Source organism: Oceanicoccus sp. KOV_DT_Chl (genome assembly GCF_900120175.1).
Lineage (GTDB): Bacteria > Pseudomonadota > Gammaproteobacteria > Pseudomonadales > Dasaniaceae > Oceanicoccus.
The window spans coordinates 162,624-186,059 of the sequence record NZ_FQLF01000005.1 but is presented as its reverse complement, the minus strand read 5'-3'; the positions used below and the strand labels follow the sequence as shown (position 1 = coordinate 186,059).

The window sequence follows — 23,436 nt, the reverse complement described above, 5'->3', positions numbered from 1 at the left end:
CCTTGGCAGGAATAACGATTTCTAGCAGACATATTTTGGGTTTTAACAACCATGCCAAAAAGAACCGACATACAATCCATCCTCATCCTTGGCGCCGGTCCGATCATTATCGGGCAGGCTTGTGAGTTCGATTACTCCGGGGCGCAAGCGTGTAAGGCATTAAGGGAAGAAGGTTTCCGCGTTATTCTGGTGAACTCTAATCCGGCCACAATAATGACCGATCCGGCGATGGCGGATGCTACTTATATCGAGCCGGTAGAATGGCAAACTGTTGCCCGTATTATCGAAAAAGAAAAGCCCGATGCCTTGTTGCCTACTATGGGTGGCCAAACCGCCTTGAATTGTGCCCTTGATCTGGACCGTCACGGCGTGCTGGCTAAGTACAATGTGGAAATGATTGGCGCCACCAAAGAAGCGATTGATAAAGCTGAAGATCGAGATCTATTTGATAAGGCAATGAAGCGCATTGGTCTGGAAACGCCGAGGGCATCGATTGCGCACAGCATGGAAGAGGCCTTGCAAGTACAGGGTCAATTAGGTTTCCCCTGTATTATTCGCCCTTCCTTTACTATGGGTGGTTCGGGTGGCGGTATCGCATACAACAAGGAAGAGTTTATTGAAATTTGTGAGCGGGGTCTGGATCTTTCGCCCACTACTGAACTGCTGATTGATGAGTCACTCATCGGTTGGAAAGAATATGAAATGGAAGTTGTGCGGGACAAAAATGATAACTGCATAATTGTTTGTTCCATTGAGAACTTTGACCCAATGGGTGTACATACTGGTGATTCAATTACCGTCGCGCCAGCGCAAACCCTGACCGATAAAGAATATCAAATCATGCGTGATGCCTCGTTGGCAGTGTTGCGTGAAATCGGTGTTGAAACCGGTGGTTCCAATGTGCAGTTTGGTCAGTGTCCAAACACTGGACGGCTGGTTATTATCGAAATGAATCCTCGGGTTAGCCGTTCCTCGGCGCTGGCGTCCAAGGCAACCGGTTTTCCTATTGCCAAAGTCGCGGCGAAGCTGGCAGTAGGTTATACCCTGGATGAATTGCAAAACGATATTACTGGTGGCGCAACACCGGCTTCGTTTGAGCCATCTATTGATTATGTAGTAACCAAAATCCCACGTTTTACATTTGAAAAATTTGCCGAAGCCGACAAGCATTTACACACACAAATGAAATCCGTAGGTGAGGTCATGGCTATCGGTCGTACCTTTCAAGAGTCAATGCAAAAAGCGCTACGCGGGCTGGAAGTAGGGTCTGCAGGGTTTGAGCCGCAGCTGGATGTCAGCAAAGCGAGTGCTCGCAATCAAATTATTAGTGAATTAACCAACCCGGGCCCCGATCGTATTTGGTTTGTTGCTGATGCGTTTCGTGCAGGCTTCAGTGTAGATGACGTGTTCGGTTTTTCGAAAATTGATCGTTGGTTCTTGGTGCAGATTGAAGATATCGTTAATAGCGAAAATGCACTGCAAAGTCGACAGCTTAGTGGCTTGTCAGCTGATGAGATGTATCGATTAAAGCGCAAGGGTTTTTCCGATAAGCGTTTGTCTGATTTGTTGAGCGAAGAAGAAGCTGCTGTACGTGCACACCGTCATGCATTAAATATTCGTCCAGTTTATAAGCGCGTTGATACTTGTGCGGCGGAATTTTCTACCAGTACTGCTTATATGTACTCAACCTATGAAGAAGAGTGCGAGGCTGATGTGAGCTCCAGGGATAAAATTCTGGTTTTAGGTGGCGGCCCCAATCGGATTGGTCAGGGCATCGAGTTTGATTACTGCTGTGTGCATGCGGCACTGGCAATGCGTGAAGACGGTTACGAAACTATTATGGTTAACTGTAACCCGGAAACAGTATCTACCGATTACGACACATCAGACCGTTTATATTTTGAACCGGTTACTTTGGAAGACGTGTTAGAAATTGTTGAAAAAGAAAAACCGAAAGGGGTTATCGTTCAATTTGGTGGCCAGACACCGTTAAAGCTGGCTCGCGAGTTGGAAGCGGCCGGCGTGCCGATTATTGGGACTACGCCTGATGCGATAGATCGCGCCGAAGATCGTGAACGTTTTCAGCAAATGATTCAAAAACTGGGTTTAAAGCAACCGCCTAATACTACTGTAAGGTCAACCGAGGAGGCTGTGGCTGCTGCTGATACCATTGGTTATCCGCTGGTTGTGCGGCCATCCTATGTGTTGGGCGGTCGGGCAATGGAAATTGTTTATAATCAGGATGAGTTATTGCAATACTTAACCGTTGCGGTGAAAGCGTCTAATGACTCCCCGGTGCTTTTGGACCATTTCCTTAGCTCAGCAGTAGAGATTGATGTGGATGCTGTGTCCGATGGTAAGGAAGTCGTCATCGGGGCCATTATGCAGCATATTGAGCAGGCAGGAATCCACTCTGGTGATTCGGCCTGTGCGCTGCCACCTTATTCGTTAGATCCTGCGCAGCAAGATAAAATGCGCGAACAAGTGAAAGCTATGGCGGTTGAGTTAGGTGTCTGCGGCTTAATGAATGTGCAGTTGGCTGAGCAGGATGGGGAAATTTATATTATTGAGGTCAATCCGCGCGCTTCTCGCACGGTACCTTTCGTTTCTAAATGCATTGGTGTTTCATTGGCAAAAATAGCAGCGCGCTGTATGGCTGGCACTAGCTTGGCTGATCAGAATTTTACCACTGAGCGTATTCCACCTTTTTTTAGTGTTAAAGAAGCAGTATTTCCATTTAATAAGTTTCCTGCTGTTGACCCTATCCTTGGTCCAGAAATGAAATCGACCGGAGAGGTGATGGGCTTGGGTGACTCATTTGCAGAAGCTTATGGTAAAGCGCAGCTTGGAGCAGGTGAACGTCTACCGCAACGCGGTAAAGCATTTCTTAGTGTGCGAGACGCTGATAAAGCAGGCGTGGTTGATGTGGCCAGGAAGCTAATGGATCTAGGTTTTGAGTTGGTGGCAACCCGTGGAACGCACAAAATTATTACCGATGCTGGTATTCCTGCCGGGTTGATCAATAAAGTGAATGAAGGTCGCCCGCATGTTGTTGATGCGTTAAAGAATGATGAAATTGACTTGATCGTTAATACGACCGAAGGAAGGCAGACCATCGCAGATTCATCTTCTATCAGACGTACCGCGATGGCGAAAAAAGTATTTTGTACTACCACTCTGGCCGGTGCTGATGCCGTGTGTGAAGCAATAAAAGTTAATAAGGGCGCTGCACCTACAGTGCGTCGCTTACAAGATGTTCACGGGAGAATTTCTGCATGAGTGATCGCGTACCAATGACTAAAGCCGGTGAAGCGGCATTGCGAGCTGAATTAAATAAATTAAAAGGCGAGGATCGCCCGCGTATTGTGCAGGCAATAGCAGAGGCTCGGGAGCACGGCGATTTAAAAGAAAACGCCGAGTATCATGCAGCTCGTGAGCAACAGGGTTTTTGTGAAGGTCGCATTCAGGAAATTGAGGGCAAGTTAAGTAATAGTATTGTCATCGATGTGGCTACTATGCCAGTAACGGGTAAAGTCATTTTTGGGGTTACTGTACAGCTGATAAATTGCGAAACTGAAGCAGAAGTTACTTATAAAATTGTTGGTGAGGATGAGGCTGATGTGAGTAAGGGTATGATTTCGGTGACTTCACCTATTGCCCGGGCTTTGATTGGTAAAGAAGAAGGCGATGTGGCTATAGTTAAAGCGCCCAGCGGCGATATTGAGTATGAGATTGAGAAGGTATCTCATATTTAACAGGATATTTGTCAGCTAGTCGTCGTAAAAACACTGTTGTAATATAAGGGCTGCCAAATGGTGGCCTTTTTTATATGCGTTTTTGCGAGCTTATAAAATTGAGGTTAGTGCGTAGAAATGTTACACCACTATTTTTCTTAAAATAGGTACCACTTGTGGCTAAAATAAAATACTTGTCGATTCTGTTAGCGCTGCTTGTTGTAATGGTATTCGCGGGTAAGCTTTTATTGGGTAGTTGGATGATGTCGGTTCCTGCACAGCCGTTCGCTAACAGTCCGGTTTACGATCCACCAGATTATAATAACCCTGATCATTGGGCGGCATTGCCAGATAGGGATGATGGCGCTGACTGGTTGCCCGCTAATTCGACTTATAAAGATAATCAGTTTAACGCTAAAGCGGATGTGTTCTATGTTTATCCAACCGCCGGCTTTTATGGAGATGGCTGGAATGTATCAATGGATAATTGGCTGGAGCGATTTATATCATCAAGGGGCAGTCTTCCTCAACAGGCGACGCCGTTTAATGGTGTAGCAAAAATTTATGCACCTCATTATCGCTCAGTGCGAATGTCTATTTGGACTGCGGAAGATAGAGATAGTGTTGCTAAAGCAACTGATCTGGCTTATCAAGACGTTAAAAAAGCGTTTGATTATTATCTTGCGAACTGGAACAAAGGGCGTCCGATTATTTTGGTGTCACACAGTCAGGGTACATTGCACCTGCTGCGTTTATTGCAGCAGGAGTTTGATCAGAAACCGCTAACAAAGCAGTTGGTAGCAGCTTATATTATTGGTAATACCGTACCGGTTAATGCCTTGTCGGAACAAATACCGCTGTGTCAAACCCCCCAGCAAACACATTGTTATGTAACCTGGAATACAGTGTTGGAAGGCGGTAGTAGTTACCACTGGGTTGAGGAAGAGGGGCTTACTGAGATCGCTTGCGTTAACCCGTTAAGCTGGAAGGCTGATTTAATCGCAGTTGATAAGTCGGCTAATAGTGGTTCTATTCCCTTGATTGGGCTATTGGGGCTGGCGCCGTTGGATAAAGGGGTTGTCGGTGCGCGTTGTGGCCCCAAAGGAATTTTATGGATAGCCGAGGCCCCAAAGCAAGCGGGTTATAACCGGGCTTTATTTGCTGGTGGGCAGTACCATACTTACGATATTAACTTTTATTACCACAGCATTCGTACTAATGCTGAATTGCGTCTGGGGGCTTTTTTATCGAAAACGCCTTGAAATGTAAGCTAGCTTTTGCTGTGGGGAGATTTGATGACGTTCATGTTGTAGAAATACATTTCTCGCAAGAACTACTTGATTTTTTCGGGCTTACTATTTAATACTGATTCATTGGCTGCGATAGGTCTATATATAATAATCGTGGTTTTTTACTGACATGATAGACTTGCAATAGAAACTAATATTTATTTCACCATAAATTTAAAAGGAAAGAATGATGGATTTTAACCTTGACAAAATAGTTGAAGATGCCCCTGATTTAGCGGTGACATACGGTGTCCAAATAGTTACCGCCATTATTATTTTCCTGATTGGTAAGTGGTTGGCTAAAAAGATATCAGCTGTCATTGTTGGTGGTATGGAAAAAAACAATGTCGACAAAACGATATGTAAATTTGTTGGCAGTATTATTACTACAGTTTTGTATGCGCTGGTTATCATCTCGGCGCTCGGTCAATTAGGTATTGAGACTGCCTCCTTTGTTGCGATTGTGGGTGCCGCGGGTCTGGCGGTTGGTTTTGCATTACAGGGTTCGTTGTCAAATTTTGCGTCCGGAGTATTGCTGATACTTTTTCGTCCGATTCGAGCAGGAGATTTCGTCGAGGCAGGGGGTGAAGCTGGTGTAATTTCTGAAGTGGGTATTTTTGCCACAGTAATGAAGACGGGTGATAACAAAATTATCATTATTCCTAACTCTAAAATAATGGGCGGTAATATTACTAACTATTCCATGGAGCCAACTCGGCGAATCGATATGATTGTAGGTATTGGCTACGATGCCGACCTGCTGAAAGCCAAGCAGTTGATTGAAGATATCATGGCGAAGGAAGAGCGTGTGCTAGCAGAGCCTCAGGTAACTATAGGCGTGGCAGAATTGGCTGATTCCTCGGTGAATTTTGTGGTGCGCCCCTGGGTTAATTCGGCGGATTACTGGCCAACCAAATTTGCTTTGCTGGAGACGATTAAGCTCCGTTTTGATGAAGAGGGTATTACCATTCCCTTTCCGCAAATGGATATCCATATTCAGCAGTAATTACTAATTTTAATAACAGTCAATCAACAGGGATTATTACCTATGTTAAGTTTTATGTTTAGATTATTGACGGCGAGTGCTGCGGTTTTTGCTTTGCTTGTGTCGTTGAGTGTGGCCGCAGAAGAAACTGAAGTTACTGATCTGTCGGCGACAAAAAAAATTGAAGAGATTAATGCCGAGATTCAGCGGCTAAATGAAGAGCTGGAACAGATCACCGCGGCTTCTGAGCCAGTAGCTGAGGTCGAAGAGGCTCCCAAATTGTGGTCAGGTGACTTGGAATTTGGTTATTTTGAATCAACCGGTAATACTGAAGAGTCCTCGATTAAAGGTAAGGCGGACATTAATAGAGAGAAAGAGCAGTGGCGCTACAATATCTTTTTTGAGTCACTGAGCTCCGATACTGATGGTGACCGTACCGCAGAAAAATATTTTTTGTCTAATCGCTTGGCTTACCAGTTTACTGAAAAAAATTACGCTTTTGCGTATGCGTCGTATGAAGATGACCATTTTAGTGGTTATGATTATCAGGCCACGGTGGCGGCAGGTTATGGTCGACGTATAATGAACGAAGAAACAATGCACTGGGATGTGGAAGTCGGTCCCGGTTACCGTGAATCTAAAGTGGATGAAGATTCTACTGAGGAGGATACGGATGAGGTTATTCTGCGTATGTTTTCAAAATATAAGTGGGATTTCAGCGAAAATGCGACATTTAGTCAGACAGTGAGTGTTGAGGCTGGCGATGAGAATACCGTTAGCCGTTCAATAACTTCGTTAAGTACTCGGGTTGTCGGGGCTTTATTATTAAAGTTGTCGTATACGGTAAAATATAGCGAAGAAGTTCCAGTGGATACCAAGCATGCAGATACTGAGACTTCGGTAACCTTGGCTTATTCGTTCTAAAGCCGAAGTTACCAGCACCTCTATTGCGAGTTTGTTTGTTCGCCTTAGAGGTGTCGCTAAATTTGTGTAGCTTTATAAGCTGCCGTCGCTGAGAGTTGCTTTTCAGTCCTCAACATTGTGATAGATATTCTGCACATCATCCAGATCATTCAGCATGGCCAGAAACGTTTCAAAAACCGGAACCTCATCAGCACTAATTGGGGCAGTGGTTTGTGGTAAAAACTGAATCTCGTCAACCTCGAACTCCATCTCACCATTGTCATCACCAAAGGCCTCAATTAGCGCGGTTCTAGCTTTAAAGGAATCGGTATGGGGGGCGAATACCGTAATCATGCCATTTTCATTTTCGATGTCAGTTACGTCGACGTCGGCCATCATTAGTGCTTCCAGTGCCGCTTCTTCATCATTTCCCTTGAACATAAGAATTGCGCTGTGTTCAAACATATGACTAACTGAGCCTTGCGTACCAATTTTACATTTGGTTTTGGTAAAGCATTGGCGCACGTCGCCAAAAGTGCGATTGGGGTTGTCTGTCAGGCACTCGATGATTACCATGCAACCGCCAGGCCCAAAACCTTCGTAGCGAGCGACTGAAAAATCTTCGCCACCACCGCCTTTGGCTTTATCAATAGCTTTTTCAATGACGTGGGTAGGCACCTGATCTCTCTTGGCGCGTTCTATCAGTCCGCGTAAGGTTAAGTTGCCTGCGGGTTCTACGCCGCCGGCCTTGGCGCTAACGTAAATTTCCCGACCATATTTGCTATAAATCTTGGCCTTGGCATCAGACGTTTTGGCCATCGATTCTTTGCGGTTTTGGTATGCTCTGCCCATGATGAGATCCGGTAGTGGTAACAATTATTTGTGGAGTATTTTACGCTATTATTGCGACGGCAAAAACCCACCTTGAGCAGATGCTGACCCCAAATACTACCGATTATCTTATTATTTTAGCGGTGGCTGGGTATTGTTAACTTCGCTTTAGTTCTTAGTTAGCTTGTCAGTTAGTTTGCCTACCAGTGGGGAAATGAGGATCACCACGGGCAGCGCGATCATAAATGAAAATCCCCACGCCTGAAGCCAGAGGCTAATAATGTTTGTAACCAGTCCTATATTAAAGAGTGTGATAATGAGTGACATTAAGCCAGACATAAACAGTGCCATAAAAAAGGCGAAAACCAGAGGCTTGAATTTTTTCGGTATCATGGGTGCGTTCTTAAGTTATGAATAGCGGCTAATTTACAGGTAGAGTTAAGGCTTGCTCCATAATTTGGGCTGGGTGCTGAGGAATAAGGCTTCGACTTGCTCTCTTGCCCACGGTGTTTGTCGTAAGAATTTTAAGCTCGATTTAACTGAAGGTTCATTGATAAAACAGCGTATTTCGATGCGTTTGGCCAATTCCTCCCAGCCAAAGTGATCAACCAGACTATTAACAATCACCTCCAGGGTTAGGCCGTGTAAAGGGTTGTTGGGCTGTGAGTTACTCATAAATATAAAACTCTTAGGGTGTCTCTGCTATTACTGATAAGATCTGCATCAGTGCCGTTATTCAGGCACTTGTCATCCTTTAATTACTGTATACCAACATGGCACGCTGATGAAACTATTAATACGCAACTTAAACCGCGCTACAACAGAGGATCAGCTTAAAACCTTATTTTTAAGTTATGGATCAATACAGTCTTGTACTTTGGTACTGGATAAAGTCACTGGTGCTTCGAAAGGGTTTGGCTTTGTGGAAATGCCGGATAATGGTGAGGCTAAAAAGGCGATGAAAAGTCTTAATGGCACTGCGTTGGATGAAAGTATTATTCGCGTGAAAAAAGCAGAGGATAAAGCCAGCAAGGAGTAACTTGCTGGCAAGATGCTTGTTATTGGTGTTGTTGCAAAGCGTTTAGGGGCTCGCCAGTTTAATTTTGCTAAAAAGTTTAGGTGCTATAAAAGCCATCATTATGGCTATGGCAAATCCATTGGCCCATACCAGTGGGTTGTGTAATAACTGATCTTCAGCTGGATAAAGTGGGCGGAAGCCGAGTAGTACGCCGAAAGTTAGTGCGATACCCAATAGGTATCGTGCTGTTTTTTGAGTGATAGTTCCGTTCACGTTAAGTAGCGGTTTTTGTTTGTCCAGGATCAAGCTCAGCATGGTGGCAGAGACGGCACCGGCCACGACTAAAGCGCCAAAATAATCAAAGTAATAATAATGAATAGTGCCTACCAGTGCAGGTACCACAAATGACCACAATACCTGCCGATTGAAATTCATATAGCGTAAATTTTTGTTGGCCAGATGTTGTAATTTGATCCAGCCCCAGAGGTAGATGAAGCCCATTAGCCAGCCAAAGATGACGTCGTGTGGATAATGCACGCCCAGATAATTTCTGGATAGGCCAATGAAAAATATTAGCGATGCCAGCAACCAGCGCAGCCAGCTTTTATCTGTCCATAACATGAGTAAACCATAGAATACCAGCGATCCCATGGCATGGCCGCTGGGAAAGCTGAAGCCGTGTTCGCCATCCGATATTATTCGTGTGTCAGCTAGATAAGGTCGTGGCTCCTGCACAATATCTTTTACCAGCATGACAATATATTGTGCGATTAACATTGCTAGCAAGGCGCGAAGCCCGAGTCGGGGTTCTATGCACCAGAGTAATAAGGGAATTACCAGAATATAGGCGAAGCCGCCAAGCTGGGTGATAAGATAAAAAAAGGTGTCGAGCAGCGGAGATTTAAATGCTTGTAAAGCAACAATAAATTCGATGCCTAATTGTTGGATTTCGTTCATGTAAAGCCTATGTCATTGTTTGTGATCAAGTCAGTACTTGATGGCTGCGCTAGAGCAAAAGAGCCCGGATATAAGTTTTAGGCCTTAGCTGCAGAGGTGTGCCTGATTCTTGGCGATAGGTCACAGTTTTGCGATGCGCATTATATCAATAACTAATATCGTTGAGTCTACGGGATATTGCCAGATGGTAATGAGTGATAGTGTTGTGCGGCAAAATATACCTGCAGTTACCTTTAATGATGTTCAAGTCTGACTCAGTTTCACGTGTCTGGGTTGGGTAATAATTACCGGCTAAAATTTAATCGATAAATCTGCGAACACGCCTTGTGCATGGGATTGCGGGTAGGTATTTACCAGCCTGCGCCCCAGTTCGGGGTAATAGACTTCTTCGTCAAGTAAATTATTAGCGTAGATGGCAAGTTCGATATTTTTCCACTGGCTATTGTCTAGCACTCTGCCAATGTTCGCGCGTAAATTAATACTGAGTAAGTTAAAGGCGTCGGCGTCAGGGTTGACCACGGCAGTGTTGTTACCTTCAAGATTTTCCAGTTTGCTGGCTTTACCAAAATAACTATTCCAAAGCCCCATTTGATACCCTTTGGGTGATTGGTAGGCGAGTCCAATTTTAGTCATGGTTCTAGCTGCCGGCATAAAATCTTGTTGACCGTTATCATCTTCATTAATTTGATAGTGGTAGGAACCCTGGAATTGCCAAGTGTTACTAATGGTCCATTTACCTTCGAGCTCGAAACCGTCAAAACTAATTTTTGAGTCTTCATTCACTGCTGTATTGGTGCCATTCACAATCGCACGACCAATGCTGTTTTCGGTATTACTGTGATAATAGGTCATGGCCAAATAAAAATCGCTAGCTGTATAGGTGCTTTGAACTTCTGTGGTTGCAATGGTCTCTGGCTTTAAATGTGGGTCGCCTTGCAGAAAGCCGGCATCGAAATACAGTTCAGATCCGTAGGGCGAGCGAAACGCTTCGCTATACAGTATTTTACTTGACCAGCTAGAGCTCCAGGTATGGATGATGCCGAGGCGAGGGGAGGTTCTGGCCTCCTCGTCTTCCGGGTCATTCCATTGTGCACCGATTGACAGTTTGGTGGCGGCTTGTAATTGGTAATCCAGTTGGCCGTAAACCCCGGTGCGTTTGTTGCTATAGCTACCACCACTCGGACCCAAATCGCCACGCAGTTGATCGACTACCGCACCCATTACGATGGATGAGTGATTATTGATCGCGCCTTTGACGGTGATTTCATACAGATAGCCGTTGGCGAGAAACTCCGAAGAGGGGCCTGTCGGGCGCTCGATATATCGATCTAATTGATTGTAGGTATAGTTGACGCCAATGGACCAGTCTTTACTGAGGGAGTGTTCATAACCCAGGTCATAAAACTCGCGCTTAAGCTCAAGCTCGGCAATATTGCTCCAGCGAAAAGCGCCGCTGCTTAAGGGGGTTGCTATTTCATTGATGATGGCATTAAAAGTAAAGCCACCGTAATAACTATCGACTAGCAAACTTTGGCCGTCACGGTAAAGGTCAAGAGAATCTGTAGTGCCGGCTTCATCGACTGCGCTAATAGTTTCACCATCGCTATTCAGGTCGCTCACATGCACGCTGATGCCACCATATTCACCAATAGGCGCTTGCAGGGACGCTCCTGTGCGCACATAACTATCACTGCCAGCGGTCAGGTTCAGTTGTACTTGATTATCATCCTTGGGCTTCCTGATGATAAAGTTTACCGTGCCACTGAACGCGTTGGTGCCATAAAGGACGGAGCCTGGTCCGCGAATAACTTCGATACTTTCGAGTGCGGTTACCGGCACTAGTAAGTTAATGTCAGTATGTAGGCCGCCATTTTGGGATTCGCGTAGAGGTCTGCCATTGATTAGATACAAAACATGATTGTTCAGGTGTTGGGTGGCGCCTGCTCGCATGGTAACGCCTGAGGCGCTAAAGGTGCTGGAGTCAAAAATATAAAAGTTTGGGATGCGTAATAACACATCTTTGATACTGGTGGCGCCGAACATTTTAATTTCAGCGGCAGTAATGACTGTGACTACCCCGGGGGCTTGCAGTGCCAATTCATTCTTTTTGGAGACAGTAGAAATATTAATATTGCTGAGATCTTCCAAAGAAAGAGAAAATAAATCATCGCTTGCTGGGTCTGCATTGGCCATTGAGCTGGTTACTGCGGCGGCAAGAATGTAGTGAAGTTGCTTCATCTCTCTGTCCTGGTATTGGACCTGCAATTTCCCCGTGTTGTTGGCACCGGCGTACAGTTATCCTACGTTGAAAATACACGATTTAGATAAGATGGCAAGAAGGTCCAGGCTTGGGTGTAATAGAGAGCGATTAAGAGATCTGGTTAGCGCTAGAGAAAGTGGCGGCAGCAGAGGGGCGTAGGGCAAGCTATTGGCTCGTATTTAGCCGCTTATTTAGGGCATTAGCGGCCAATATAGCGCTTTAAGAGCTGGGGTTTTGTATGTATCATTAGCGCCGGGTTCCAGACTGGATTGTGGATCAAATAAGGGTGTTTGGAAGTGCCAATGTCTAGACGTGTTTAATGAAGATGGGATGTGGTTTTTTAAATAAGCTTCCTATGCTTTGGTCGGCATCATTGGGCTGTTGAGTGATTTTAGTCTTTTCGGGTGGTATTCCTGTAGGGGCGTGTTAGGTAGTAAATATAATTATGAGCGCGTTAAGTGCCACACTTGAGAGCTGGTCGGCCTGGGCTCCTGGACTCGACACTCGTGACAGTTGGGAGCGGTGGGCACAGGGTCAAATCAGTATTGGTGCTCAAGCCAAACCCGATGTATCGTTTTTGCCCGCGATGTTTAGGCGGCGGCTCAGTCCGTTGAGCCGAATGGCGCTGCTGGTGGCTAACCAGTGTGCAGATGAGCCTATCCGAACTGTTTTTTGTTCCCGCCATGGTGAGTTAGCGCGTACAGTGACTTTGTTGCAGGCATTGACTACCTCCGAATTGATTTCACCAACAGCCTTCAGTATGTCTGTTCATAATACGGCTTCCGGTTTGTACTCGATAGCGAATAATGATCGTTCTATAACCACTGCGGTAGCGGGTGGTGTCGATGGATTTGAATCAGCGTTTATGGAATGTGCGGCGATTATAGCGTCCGGACAAAGTGATAAAGTGATGTTGGTTATTGCTGATGAGCCATTACCCGCATCGTTAGCAAACTTTGAGGATGGGAATCCTGTGCATTACGCTGCGGCTTTTGTACTCGGGAAAAGTGATGGTGGTATGTCGATATCACTATCGATGGATGCTGAGGATCCAGGCGTTAAAGCAGATTTTCCACACGCGCTGGAATTTATCCGATTTATATTATCGGGTTGTCAGCAGCAATGTCTTGAAGGCGCACGTTTTGGCTGGCAGTGGCGGCGAGATGCTAGTTAAACTGAATTATTATTGGCGTTTAGTGGCCACCGGTTTTTGTTTTTCTTGTTTTGGTATTGGTGGCTTATGCCTGGCGGTATTTGTATTTCCGTTACTGAGATTGTGCTCGCCAAAAAAGTCAGTTCAACAGCAGCTGGCGCGCAAAGTGATCCATTGGGGCTTTCGCTTATTTGTGGCATTGATGCAATATAGTGGCGTCCTAAGAGTTAAATTAAAAGGATTGGCTGATCTACCGCAAAACGAAGGTTTACTGTTGATCGCAAATCACCCATCTTTGATCGACGTGGTTGTTTTGATTTCGATTTTTCCAAAAATGGATTGCATTGTGAAGCAATCCTTATGGAATAATTTTTACTTGGGGGGAGTAGTTTCATCTGCAGGATATATTAGCAATGATAATCCTCAGGTTCTGCTTGAGGATTGTGTTGATATTTTGGTACGGGGGGAGAGCTTGTTGGTTTTTCCTGAAGGTACTCGTTCAACCCCGGGGCAGCCAATAAAATTGCAGCGTGGTGCTGCCAATATGGCATTGCGGGCTCAGAAAAATGTAACGCCAGTGACTATTTCATTAAGTCCGAGTTCGTTAACCAAAAGTGAAAAATGGTATCAAATACCAAAACAAGGTTTGGTTAATATGAATATTCAATTTGGAGAGGTGATTGATGTTAAGCCATTCCTCGCAGAGTCGGAAGGTAATGTTTCGTTAGCTTCTCGTCATTTAAGTCAGTTTTTAGAAAAATATTTTATAAGGAACTTGCAACAATATGAGCAGCTTAGTAATTGAAGTAAAACAATTAATCATCGATTCATTGGATTTGGAAGATATCACTGTTGATGATATTGAAACGGACGGATTATTGTTTGGCGATGGTTTGGGGCTTGACTCCATAGATGCGCTGGAGCTGGGTTTAAGTATCCATAAGAAATTCGATGTAAAGCTGGACGCAAATTCTGAAGAAACAAAAAAACATTTTCAGTCTGTGGCTTCCCTGGTGGCCTTGATTGAATCTCAGCGATAAGGTTATAGGTTATTCTGATGGAAACTAAAGACGAAATTTTTCAACAGTTATGTACTATTATGCAGGATTTATTTGAGATTGAGCGAGCAGATATAACGCTCGATGCCTCGCTATACGAAGATCTGGATCTTGATAGTATTGATGCTATTGATATGGTAGTTAAATTACAGGAATTAACCGGAAAAAAAGTTAAGCCCGAAGATTTTAAAAGTGCTCGTCAAGTACATGATGTTGTTGATGCGGTATATGAATTACTGCAGTCTTAAGCTGCAATGAGCAGAGTTGCGCTGGTAATAATTTCCGGAATTTTATTATTATATCCGGTGTTAGTGTTTTTTGGTTTGCAGCATTTGCAGCCCCGTTATATTGGTCTCATTCTGGTGGTGGCCTTATTGAGCCGTCTGTTGTTGGTTAAAGTGAAAATGAATATTGCTGCGTTGCGCTCGTTAATGCCGGCCACGGTAGCGGGCGGTGTGTGCTGCCTGCTGATTTTACTGAGTAATGATCCGCTAATGGTCAGGGCGAATCCGATCATTGTTAATGTTGCAATGCTGCTGTTATTTACTTTTTCACTGTTTAAACCCCCTTCGATGATAGAGCGTTTTGCTCGCCTTACGCAGCCTGATTTGCCCACCCAGGGCGTGATATATACCCGGCAAGTCACCAAGGTGTGGTGTTGGTTTTTTTTGTTTAATGGTATCGCTGCAAGCTACACGACTTTTTTTTGCAGTCTTGAAGTGTGGACCTGGTATAACGGTTTGATTGCTTATCTGATAATGGCTCTCATATTTGGCATTGAGTATTTAGCAAGACAGCGAGTAATGAGGGCAAATACTTGAGTAGTATAAGCCTTAAGCTGTTATCGCTGGTTCCCAACGTGGCTGCGAGTACTCGGTCGATCATGGTTACCTCAGCAGGCGCTGTCACTGGCCGGCAGTTTGCTGCTGCAGTCGCTGGCTGTTATTCGCAGCTGATGGAGTCAGATGCCAGAGTCGTTGCCATTTATACGGACTGTGCCTATCTATTTAGTGTCGCGTTATTTTCAGCATTACATGCGCACAAGGAAGTAGTCATTCTACCGAATGTACAGACCGGTTTTTTGCAGAAAATTGCCGATGAGTTTGATCTTTTGATCATCGACCAGTCATCATCGTCAGAGTTTAAGGGCGTGCCGCAATTATTGCTTGAGCATAGCGAGTTAAATCCGGTTGATAAGACTCTGCTGCCGGCAATACCTGATGATGCCGGGTTAACTTTCTTTACCTCAGGCTCTACGGGACAGCCATCAAAAATCCTTAAAAAAATTCAACAAATTACTGATGAAGTGGCCGTGTTGGAATCCGTTTGGTCGTTATCAACAGGCACTGGAGGGTTGTACGCTTCGGTTTCGCATCAGCATTTATATGGATTTTTGTTTAAGTTGATGTGGCCGCTTGCGGTGGGAAAATTAATTCATACTACCCAGTACCATTATCCGGAACCTTTGATGGCGGCTTTGGCGTCAGAGTCTGAAGCGGTGCTGGTTTCCAGTCCGGCTTTGCTTAATAGAATTGGACGCTTGGTAGATCTTTCGGCGTTGATGGGTTCAGTACAAACTATATTTTCCTCGGGAGGGCCATTAGATAGTGTTGCAGCGATGGAAATTGCTGCTTTGTCAGGTGTTGCAGTGCAGGAGATATTTGGTAGTACAGAGACTGGCGGGGTTGCCTATCGCAGTCAGTCATCAGCTGCAAAAACATTTTCACCCTGGACATTGCTGCCAACAGTGAATATGAAAGTTGATACTGATAGTCAATGTTTGCTGATTGAATCGCCCCATGCTGACGGCGATGATTTTTTTGCCATGGGTGATGTAGTGGAATTGATAAATGAAAATCAATTTATCCTTAAGCATCGCGCAGATAGAATTGTTAAAATTGAAGAGAAACGCTTGTCATTGCCGGAAATGGAAGCGGTGTTAAAAGCGCACGCTTATGTAAAAGATTGTAGCTGTGCAGCGTTGGCGGCAGCGCGCCGGATTATAGTGTCGGTGGTTAAATTATCTGCGCTGGGTGAAGACGCTCTGGCCAGTGGCGGTAGGCACTCAGTGAATCAGGCGCTGCGAGCGCACTTGCTGGTTTATTTTGAAGCCATATTACTTCCCAAAAAATGGCGTTATGTAGAATCTATACCGGTGAATAGCCAGGGTAAGGTGACAGCTGATGCGATAACGGCACTGTTTTCTCCAGCGTCCTCATCAACAACGCGCCCTGATGTGGCTGCAGTTGAGCAGCAGCAAAATGAGGTGAAGCTGGACCTGAAAATAAATCCTTCGCTGCGTTACTTTGATGGTCACTTTGATGATAAGCCTATTTTACCGGGTGTGGTGCAGGTCGATTGGGCAATTAACTATGGGCGGCAATACTTTACGGTTGGAGGAGAGTTTATGCGGCTTGAAGTTATCAAATTTCATGAGTTTATTGAGCCGGGTGACCAGATAGAGCTTTCTATTATCCATCAGCAGGAAAAAGGAAAATTAGTTTTTCAGTATTCGTCAAGCAAGGGGATTCATTCCTCTGGCAGAATTGTATTTGGTTAAGTGAATGGAATTTTCTCCCTGCATCATTATTCCGGTTTATAACCATCCTGATACGATTGTTGATACCTATCAGGGAATCAAGGCGTTTAATATACCGTGTTTATTGATTGACGATGGTAGTGATGAACTTACCCGCAAGGTATTAATTGAACTTGCTGAGCAGAACGCCGGTATTCATTTAATGCGTTTACCTGTTAATCAAGGCAAAGGTGGTGCTGTCAAAGCAGGTTTGGTGCTGGCTGCTGAGCAAGGTTTTAGTCATGCCTTACAAATAGATGCAGATGGGCAGCACGATATAAATGATGTTCCGGCATTGTTGCGGTTGGCAGAAAATAATCCAGCCGCATTAGTTTGTGGTCAGCCTTGCTACGATGAATCCGTGCCGATGGGACGCTATCTCTCGCGCTATATTACGCATTTTTGGGTGTGTGTAGAACTACTGCGCTGGTCTGCGCCGGATAGTATGTGCGGCTTTAGAGTTTATCCATTAGTGGCAGTTAATGTATTGATTAAACGTCAACATCTTGGTCAACGAATGGATTTTGATACGGAAATTATGGTGCGGCTAGTGTGGGATGATGTTGAGATTGTTACTCATGATACGCAGGTAATTTATCCGCAAGATGGCCGTTCGCATTTTAACTATCTGAATGACAATTGGTTGATTACTAAAATGCATACGCGGTTGTTTTTTGGCATGTTATATCGGTTGCCGCGCTTGCTGACTAAGGAAAAGCGTCACTCTGCACATTGGTCACAAGTACGTGAGCGGGGCAGTATTTGGGGGATTAAATTCCTACTGTTTGTTTATAGGCTGTTAGGCCGCCCATTCTTTAAAGTATGTTTGTATCCAGTATTGGCATATTTTATGGCGGTGAATCATTCGGCGCGTAAGGCGTCACAAGATTATTTACAGCGGGTTTTTAGTGCTGGTAGTAAACATCCGGATCTGATAGTCAAGCCGGGATTGGCAACAAGCTATAAGCATTTTGTGCAGTTTGGTTGCAGTGCTCTGGATCGTGCAGCATCGCTGTTGGGCATATCAGAAGGGAAGATATCCACTTTCCTAATAGTAATGAATTTATTGATTTAGCAGCCAGCGGTACTGGTGGTGTTGTGGTGGGTGCTCATTTAGGGAGTATTGAGTTGTGTCGGTTGCTGGCTGAAGGTGAAGTGCAGCAAAAGATGACCGTGTTAGTGTTTAATGAGCATGCTGCCAACTTTAATAATACGCTAAAAAAAATAAATCCGGCTTTTGAGCAAAATATATTGCATGTAGATCAGCTGGGGCCGCAGACCGCAATTCTGTTAAAAGAAAAAATTGATGCCGGTGAGTTAATCATTATCCTCGGTGATAGAACAGCGGTGAATTCAGACAAGCGAATTAGTTATGTGCGATTTTTGGGTGAGTTGGCGCCATTTCCGCAGGGGCCGTTTATTTTAGCCTCATTACTCTCTTGCCCAGTGTATTTAATGTTGTGTCTGGCAGAGCCAAGCGGATATAAAGTTTATTTTGAGAAGTTTTCAGATGCACTGACGTTTAATCGCAAACAGCGAGAGCGCGAGTTAACCGAAGTTATTCAAAGATACGCTGAAAGATTAGAATATTATTGCTTACAGCAGCCATTGCAATGGTTTAATTTTTTTGATTTTTGGCAACAAGAAAAAATAGAGGCGCCTAGTAAGATAGGCTAATAATTATGTCGTTATTAGATAGTAGTAAGCATACAGAATCATCACATTCTCGGGCCAGTGCTATTGCCGTTCGCTTCGATGGTGGGCGGGTTAGTATCGAGCAGGTAGTTGCAGTGGCTAAAGGTGGTGCCCGTGTAGAATTATCAACCGAGCCTGAATTTGTTCGCAGGATCGATAAAGGCGCTGAGTTCCTTGATCGCTTATTGCTGGAAGATGGCGTCATATACGGTGTAACTACTGGCTACGGTGATTCGTGTACGGTTGCAGTGCCGCCTGATTTGGTTGAAGAGTTGCCCGTCCATCTAACCCGTTTTCATGGCTGTGGAATGGGCGCGTATTTTGATGTGCAAACATCATTGGCGGTGCTGGCGACACGTTTGGCATCGTTGTCTCAAGGTTTTTCAGGCGTGCGTTACGAGTTGCTTGATAAAATTGCCCTGTTTATTAATAACGGTTTAGCACCCCGTATTCCCGAAGAAGGGTCGGTGGGCGCGAGTGGTGATCTAACACCGCTCTCATATTTGGCGGCGGCGTTGATTGGTGAGCGGGAGGTTACTTATCATGGCGAGGTAATGACTTCTTTAGCTGCGATGGATGCGGCCAACATCACGCCTTTAAAACTGCGTCCCAAGGAAGGCTTGGCAATTATGAATGGCACTGCAGTAATGACTGCAATCGCCTGCCTTGCTTATTCACGCGCAGAATACCTTTGCCAGTTATCGGCACGTATTACTGCTATGAGTTCTATCGCCTTAGCGGGTAATAGCAATCATTTCGATGAATTACTGTTTTCGGCTAAACCGCATCCTGGCCAAAATCAAGTTGCGGGTTGGATTCGTGATGATATTAATCACGTTGAACATCCCAGAAATTCAGACCGTTTACAGGATCGGTATTCTATTCGTTGCGCGCCGCATATTATTGGTGTGTTACAGGATGCCTTGCCGTGGATGAGGCAGAATATCGAAAATGAATTAAACAGCGCCAATGATAACCCCATTATTGATGGCGAAGGCGAACATGTATTGCATGGTGGTCATTTTTACGGTGGCCATATCGCTTTTGTAATGGACTCCATGAAAAACTGTGTAGCTAATCTGGCAGACTTAATGGACCGGCAGATGGCATTGTTGATGGATGTAAAATTTAATAATGGTTTACCCCCGAATTTATCAGCTGCTGCACCGGGAAGAACAATGGTCAATCACGGATTTAAGGCGGTGCAAATTGGTATGTCGGCGTGGACTGCTGAGGCATTGAAATTAACCATGCCTGCCAGTGTTTTTTCTCGTTCTACTGAGTGTCACAATCAGGATAAGGTGAGTATGGGTACAATTGCCGCTCGCGACTGTATAAGAGTGTTAGAGCTTACCGAGCAAGTGGCGGCAGCAGAGTTATTGGCCGCTACGCAGGGCATTAAGTTACGGCTGCAAAAAGGTGATATTACTGAAGCATCATTAAGTCAGCCGATTAAATCCATGTTAGCTGCAGTGTCAGCAGAGTTTGATATGTTGGAAGAGGATCGCCCTCTCGAGGCCAGCCTAAGACAATTTGTCAGCCTTATTCAGCAACAACAATGGGATATTTATGGCTAAGCGACCTGCACTGGCAGAAGCCAGTGTCACCATTACAGTTCCGTTTCACGATGTTGATATGATGACCTACGCCTGGCATGGTCACTATGTAAAATATTTTGAAATAGCGCGCTGTGAATTGTTAAATAAAATTGACTATAACTATTTGCAAATGCATGACTCGGGTTATATGTGGCCGGTGATTGATATGCGCATTCAATACGTTCGGCCGGCAAAGTTCGGGATGGATGTTATTGTTAAAGCCAGTTTGGTGGAGTATGAAAATCGATTAAGAATTGATTTTCTTATCACCGATGCCGAGACAGGTCTTAAGCTTACCAAGGCTTACACCTGTCAGGTTGCTGTTGATATGGCTACACAGGAAATGTGTTTTGTCTCGCCGGCAATTTTGGCGCAAAAACTGGGTCTTGAGCAGTGATGCTGTCTCGCTTGCTGGTTGTACTATTGGCTGCCGTACAAGCGAGTACAGCGTTGGCCCAGCCCGCGGTTTTTAATTATCCGCAGGATTTACAGCAACCGTCCGCTGAGCTTTTAAGCACCACTGCCGCGATGAGTGAAGTGACGGTGTTGCGAGGAAAGTTTCAGCAAACCAAGCAGATCACCGTATTGAGCCGGCCGCTAATCTCTACGGGACAGTTTATGAGCGTCAAAGCTCGTGGATTGCTTTGGCAAACTGTGCAGCCGGTTAAGTCTACTTATCTGATTTCGCCTCAGGGCATTAAAAATATTGCGGCTGATACGGCAATACCCGGTGGCGGATTTTCACAGTCTCTGGGCGGCGTTTTTTCCGCTTTGATCAGTGGCGATTTGCTTACGCTTAAGCAGTTTTTCAACGTCTATTTTTATCAAAGTGAAATTGATGCTGACTGGAGTATAGGTTTAATACCGCATAAAGAGAGTCTGATTGCTAAAGGTATCGCCAGTATTATTTTAACCGGTGATGAGTATGTTCAGGCGATTAGCATTGATGAAGTCAGTGGTGATACCACCAAAATAGTATTTTCTGCGTTGCAAACTGAACCGGCAACGTTGTCGTCAATGGAAGAGCAGTATTTTGCAAAATAATACCCGTACTCGCTTTTCTATTTGGTGTGTATTAACGCTAACGTTATTAGTGGTATTTGCTGCGCAACTCTATCGTGGTTTAACCATTGATAGCGATATTCTTGGCCTGTTGCCAGAGTCGGAAAGATCGGTGGTAGTACAGCAGGCGTTAGATCAATTTGCTGAAAATTTTTCCCAGCAGTTAGTATTTCTGGTTGGGGCAAATGAGCGGGCGAGTGCATTAGCCGCCAGCGATATTGTGTACAGTGATTTGCAGCGTGCCGATTTGTTTTCCCGGTTGACGTATAAAGTTGATGGCGATTTTACCTCAGCAGTGTTTAATACTTACCTCCCTTATCGAACCGGGTTGCTGTCTAAGGCTGATAGGGACTTATTCGCGGATAATAATACTGATGCGATAAAGCAACAGATAATCTCTGCTTTATATAGCCCTGTTTCCCCGTTGTCTTCCAGCATGTTGGCTATTGATCCTTTGTTTCTATTGGCAAACTTTCTTGCTGAAAGCCAGCAGCAGGGCGCCGGCAGCTTTGAGTTATATCAAAATGTACTATTGGCTGAACATCAGCAAAGCCATTATGTGCTGATTACTGCAGAGCTTAACGACTCGCCGTTTAATATGGCTTATCAGGATAAGCTGAAGTTGTTGCTGTCAGAGCTTAATGCAGCAAGCGCTCAGTCAGCATTACAGTATCGGTTGATCACGGCAGGTGTTCCATTGCATGCTATTGCAGGTACCGATTCTGCTAAACACGAAATTTCACTCATTGGTGGCGGTTCTTTAGTCGGTATAGTCGTGCTGATTTTTTGGGTGTTTCGGTCGGTCACGCCTATCGCTGTTGCGGTATTGGCGATTTCAATAGGTGTCGTGGCTGCGACTGTGGTTTGCACTCTGGTATTTGGCAAGATTCATATACTCAGCATGGTGTTCGGTGCCAGTTTAGTCGGGGTTTCAATTGATTATTCTTTTCACTATTTTTGCGAAGGCATTGATGGTGACGATGAAAATATTTTGACGCATATTTTGCCTGGGATCAGTTTTGGTTTAGTGACCAGTTTGATTGGTTATTTGGCGTTGTTTATCGCGCCATTTCCAGGGCTGCATCAAATGGCGGTGTTTTCCAGTGTGGGTTTATTGGCGGCCTATTTTACGGTGGTGGGTTTGTATCCCGTATTGCTTAAGCAAACACAGAAGACTAATGCTGTCAGGCCCATAAAGCTGGCGGCCTCACTGCTTTTACTGTGGCAGAACATTATTCAAAGACGGCAGTTGTTAGCTGTTTTGCTCGCCTTGGGGGTAGCGCTGTTATTGGGAGTGCCCATGGTGCAATCTAATGACGATATCCGTTTGTTGCGCAATACGCCGGATAATATTTTGGCCATGGAATCCACCTTTACTGAAATCTCAGGGGCTCGTCTGTCCTCTGAGTTTTTTTTAGTGACGGCGGCTAGTCCGCAGGCGGTGTTGGAGGCGGAAGAATCCTTGCTTGCTCGATTGGGTAAGATGGAAACGGCACCAGCCTATCAGGCCTTGACCGCATCGATACCCTCAATAAAACGGCAGACAATGCAGCGTAAGTTACTGTTAAATGTTATGTCATCACCGGAATCATCGTTGTATCAGTTTTTACTAGCAACGGGTTTTGATGCCCAATTGCTTGATGACTATGTGGCGCTGTTGGTCGAAAGTAATCCGCAGTATTTAGCGCTATCCAGTTGGCTGGATTCGCCTGCGGCAAGCCGTCACCGACAGCAGTGGATTGCGAATAAGGATGGTAGCTATGCCAGTATTGTTTTTCTCTATGATCTGAAACAACAGCAAGCCATGCGGGATTTGGCTAATGAATTTGATGATGTTGAGTTTATTGATCAGGTGGGTGATGTTTCACAATTATTTAAACAATACCGTCAATTAGCACTGCAAGCAGTATTTATCGCTTATAGCTTAATATTTTTACTGTTGTTGTTTCGCTACCGGTTACGGCTGGCAATATTGGTTATCTTACCGCCGCTTTATGCAGCGGCTTTTGCTATGGCGGTAACAGTATTATTCGGTTATTCAATTAACCTGTTTAGTATGTTGGCATTGCTGTTGGTGCTGGCCATTGGCATTGATTACACCATCTTTTATGCTGAATCACGTTCTGGAAATAAAAATAAAACAGCCTTGGCCATTGCTCTATCCTGTGCCACTACGCTATTAGCTTTTGGTTTGTTGGCGCTAAGCGATACTCCAGCTATTAAGTCTTTTGGTCTGACCATCGCTGCCGGCATTGCCTTTTCCTTTTTATTATCCCCGATTGCTTCTTTTGAAAATCTACAAAGAGGTGATTGAT

23 protein-coding genes are annotated in these 23,436 nt (G+C 44.8%); 18 read left to right on the top strand and 5 right to left on the bottom strand.

Annotation, left to right across the window (positions count from 1 at the left end):
- The first annotated feature begins 51 nt into the window (after positions 1-51).
- The 5 genes from carB (at position 52) to UNITIG_RS18205 (ending at position 6,932) form a co-directional block, all read left to right on the top strand.
- Positions 52-3,279 carry a carbamoyl-phosphate synthase large subunit gene (carB, locus tag UNITIG_RS18225; protein ID WP_101759788.1) on the top strand — a complete coding sequence of 1,076 codons (3,228 nt, stop codon included), beginning with the start codon at positions 52-54 and terminating at the stop codon, positions 3,277-3,279.
- The gene (gene greA, locus UNITIG_RS18220) at positions 3,276-3,755 is read left to right on the top strand and encodes a transcription elongation factor GreA (RefSeq protein ID WP_101759787.1); all 480 of its coding nucleotides are present in this window, start codon (positions 3,276-3,278) and stop codon (positions 3,753-3,755) included. Before carB ends, greA begins: the two co-directional genes overlap by 4 nt.
- 155 nt (positions 3,756-3,910) lie before the next feature.
- Positions 3,911-4,996 (top strand): DUF3089 domain-containing protein, encoded by a 1,086-nt coding sequence (locus UNITIG_RS18215; RefSeq protein WP_101759786.1) that lies wholly within the window; start codon positions 3,911-3,913, stop codon positions 4,994-4,996.
- 214 nt (positions 4,997-5,210) lie between these two features.
- Positions 5,211-6,029 carry a mechanosensitive ion channel domain-containing protein gene (locus UNITIG_RS18210; RefSeq protein ID WP_200821376.1) on the top strand — a complete coding sequence of 273 codons (819 nt, stop codon included), beginning with the start codon at positions 5,211-5,213 and terminating at the stop codon, positions 6,027-6,029.
- A gap of 42 nt (positions 6,030-6,071) precedes the next feature.
- Positions 6,072-6,932, top strand: a complete 861-nt coding sequence (locus UNITIG_RS18205; RefSeq protein WP_101759784.1) for a DUF481 domain-containing protein — start codon at positions 6,072-6,074, stop codon at positions 6,930-6,932.
- Positions 6,933-7,034: 102 nt separating this feature from the next.
- Here the strand turns inward: UNITIG_RS18205 and UNITIG_RS18200 are convergent, their stop codons facing one another.
- From UNITIG_RS18200 to UNITIG_RS18190, 3 genes are all read right to left on the bottom strand, one after another.
- Complete coding sequence (locus UNITIG_RS18200) at positions 7,035-7,763, bottom strand: YebC/PmpR family DNA-binding transcriptional regulator (RefSeq protein WP_101759783.1); 729 nt, start codon at positions 7,761-7,763, stop codon at positions 7,035-7,037.
- A 147-nt stretch (positions 7,764-7,910) separates the two neighbouring features.
- On the bottom strand, positions 7,911-8,093 hold the full coding sequence (locus tag UNITIG_RS18195; protein ID WP_200821400.1) for a DUF2798 domain-containing protein: 183 nt from the start codon (positions 8,091-8,093) through the stop codon (positions 7,911-7,913).
- Positions 8,094-8,180: 87 nt separating this feature from the next.
- On the bottom strand, positions 8,181-8,417 hold the full coding sequence (locus tag UNITIG_RS18190; protein ID WP_101759781.1) for a VF530 family DNA-binding protein: 237 nt from the start codon (positions 8,415-8,417) through the stop codon (positions 8,181-8,183).
- A 109-nt stretch (positions 8,418-8,526) separates the two neighbouring features.
- Between UNITIG_RS18190 and UNITIG_RS18185 the strand changes: the two genes are divergently transcribed.
- Positions 8,527-8,781: an RNA-binding protein gene (locus tag UNITIG_RS18185; protein ID WP_101759780.1), complete on the top strand. Its 255-nt coding sequence runs from the start codon at positions 8,527-8,529 to the stop codon at positions 8,779-8,781.
- A 42-nt stretch (positions 8,782-8,823) separates the two neighbouring features.
- Here UNITIG_RS18185 and UNITIG_RS18180 read toward each other — a convergent pair whose 3' ends face one another.
- Positions 8,824-9,717 (bottom strand): phosphatase PAP2 family protein, encoded by an 894-nt coding sequence (locus tag UNITIG_RS18180; protein WP_101759779.1) that lies wholly within the window; start codon positions 9,715-9,717, stop codon positions 8,824-8,826.
- Positions 9,718-10,008: 291 nt separating this feature from the next.
- Positions 10,009-11,955, bottom strand: coding sequence for a TonB-dependent siderophore receptor (locus UNITIG_RS18175; RefSeq protein ID WP_101759778.1), 1,947 nt, complete (start codon positions 11,953-11,955; stop codon positions 10,009-10,011).
- A gap of 467 nt (positions 11,956-12,422) precedes the next feature.
- On the opposite strand from UNITIG_RS18175, the gene UNITIG_RS18170 reads away from it, so the two are divergent.
- From UNITIG_RS18170 to UNITIG_RS18115, 12 genes are read left to right on the top strand one after another with little or no spacing between them, the layout of a single operon-like run.
- A complete protein-coding gene (locus UNITIG_RS18170) occupies positions 12,423-13,151 on the top strand; it encodes a beta-ketoacyl synthase chain length factor (RefSeq protein WP_101759777.1) in 729 nt (242 codons plus the stop codon).
- Positions 13,105-13,935, top strand: coding sequence for a 1-acyl-sn-glycerol-3-phosphate acyltransferase (locus tag UNITIG_RS18165; RefSeq protein ID WP_159931209.1), 831 nt, complete (start codon positions 13,105-13,107; stop codon positions 13,933-13,935). The genes UNITIG_RS18170 and UNITIG_RS18165 overlap by 47 nt, the downstream gene beginning before the upstream one ends.
- Entirely contained in the window at positions 13,916-14,170 is a 255-nt protein-coding gene (locus UNITIG_RS18160) for a phosphopantetheine-binding protein (protein ID WP_101759775.1), read from the top strand. Before UNITIG_RS18165 ends, UNITIG_RS18160 begins: the two co-directional genes overlap by 20 nt.
- 17 nt (positions 14,171-14,187) lie before the next feature.
- Complete coding sequence (locus tag UNITIG_RS18155; protein ID WP_101759774.1) at positions 14,188-14,436, top strand: acyl carrier protein; 249 nt, start codon at positions 14,188-14,190, stop codon at positions 14,434-14,436.
- 6 nt (positions 14,437-14,442) lie between these two features.
- A complete protein-coding gene (locus tag UNITIG_RS18150; RefSeq protein ID WP_101759773.1) occupies positions 14,443-15,009 on the top strand; it encodes a hypothetical protein in 567 nt (188 codons plus the stop codon).
- Entirely contained in the window at positions 15,006-16,748 is a 1,743-nt protein-coding gene (locus UNITIG_RS18145; protein WP_145999226.1) for an AMP-binding protein, read from the top strand. Before UNITIG_RS18150 ends, UNITIG_RS18145 begins: the two co-directional genes overlap by 4 nt.
- A gap of 4 nt (positions 16,749-16,752) precedes the next feature.
- Complete coding sequence (locus UNITIG_RS18140) at positions 16,753-17,841, top strand: glycosyltransferase family 2 protein (RefSeq protein WP_101759771.1); 1,089 nt, start codon at positions 16,753-16,755, stop codon at positions 17,839-17,841.
- On the top strand, positions 17,751-18,443 hold the full coding sequence (locus UNITIG_RS18135) for a hypothetical protein (RefSeq protein WP_145999225.1): 693 nt from the start codon (positions 17,751-17,753) through the stop codon (positions 18,441-18,443). The genes UNITIG_RS18140 and UNITIG_RS18135 overlap by 91 nt, the downstream gene beginning before the upstream one ends.
- A gap of 5 nt (positions 18,444-18,448) precedes the next feature.
- Positions 18,449-20,038 (top strand): histidine ammonia-lyase, encoded by a 1,590-nt coding sequence (hutH, locus tag UNITIG_RS18130; RefSeq protein ID WP_101759769.1) that lies wholly within the window; start codon positions 18,449-18,451, stop codon positions 20,036-20,038.
- Positions 20,031-20,456 carry a thioesterase family protein gene (locus tag UNITIG_RS18125; protein ID WP_101759768.1) on the top strand — a complete coding sequence of 142 codons (426 nt, stop codon included), beginning with the start codon at positions 20,031-20,033 and terminating at the stop codon, positions 20,454-20,456. Before hutH ends, UNITIG_RS18125 begins: the two co-directional genes overlap by 8 nt.
- On the top strand, positions 20,453-21,103 hold the full coding sequence (locus UNITIG_RS18120) for an outer membrane lipoprotein carrier protein LolA (RefSeq protein ID WP_145999224.1): 651 nt from the start codon (positions 20,453-20,455) through the stop codon (positions 21,101-21,103). The genes UNITIG_RS18125 and UNITIG_RS18120 overlap by 4 nt, the downstream gene beginning before the upstream one ends.
- Positions 21,093-23,435 carry an MMPL family transporter gene (locus UNITIG_RS18115; protein WP_101759766.1) on the top strand — a complete coding sequence of 781 codons (2,343 nt, stop codon included), beginning with the start codon at positions 21,093-21,095 and terminating at the stop codon, positions 23,433-23,435. Before UNITIG_RS18120 ends, UNITIG_RS18115 begins: the two co-directional genes overlap by 11 nt.
- Position 23,436 lies beyond the last annotated feature (1 nt).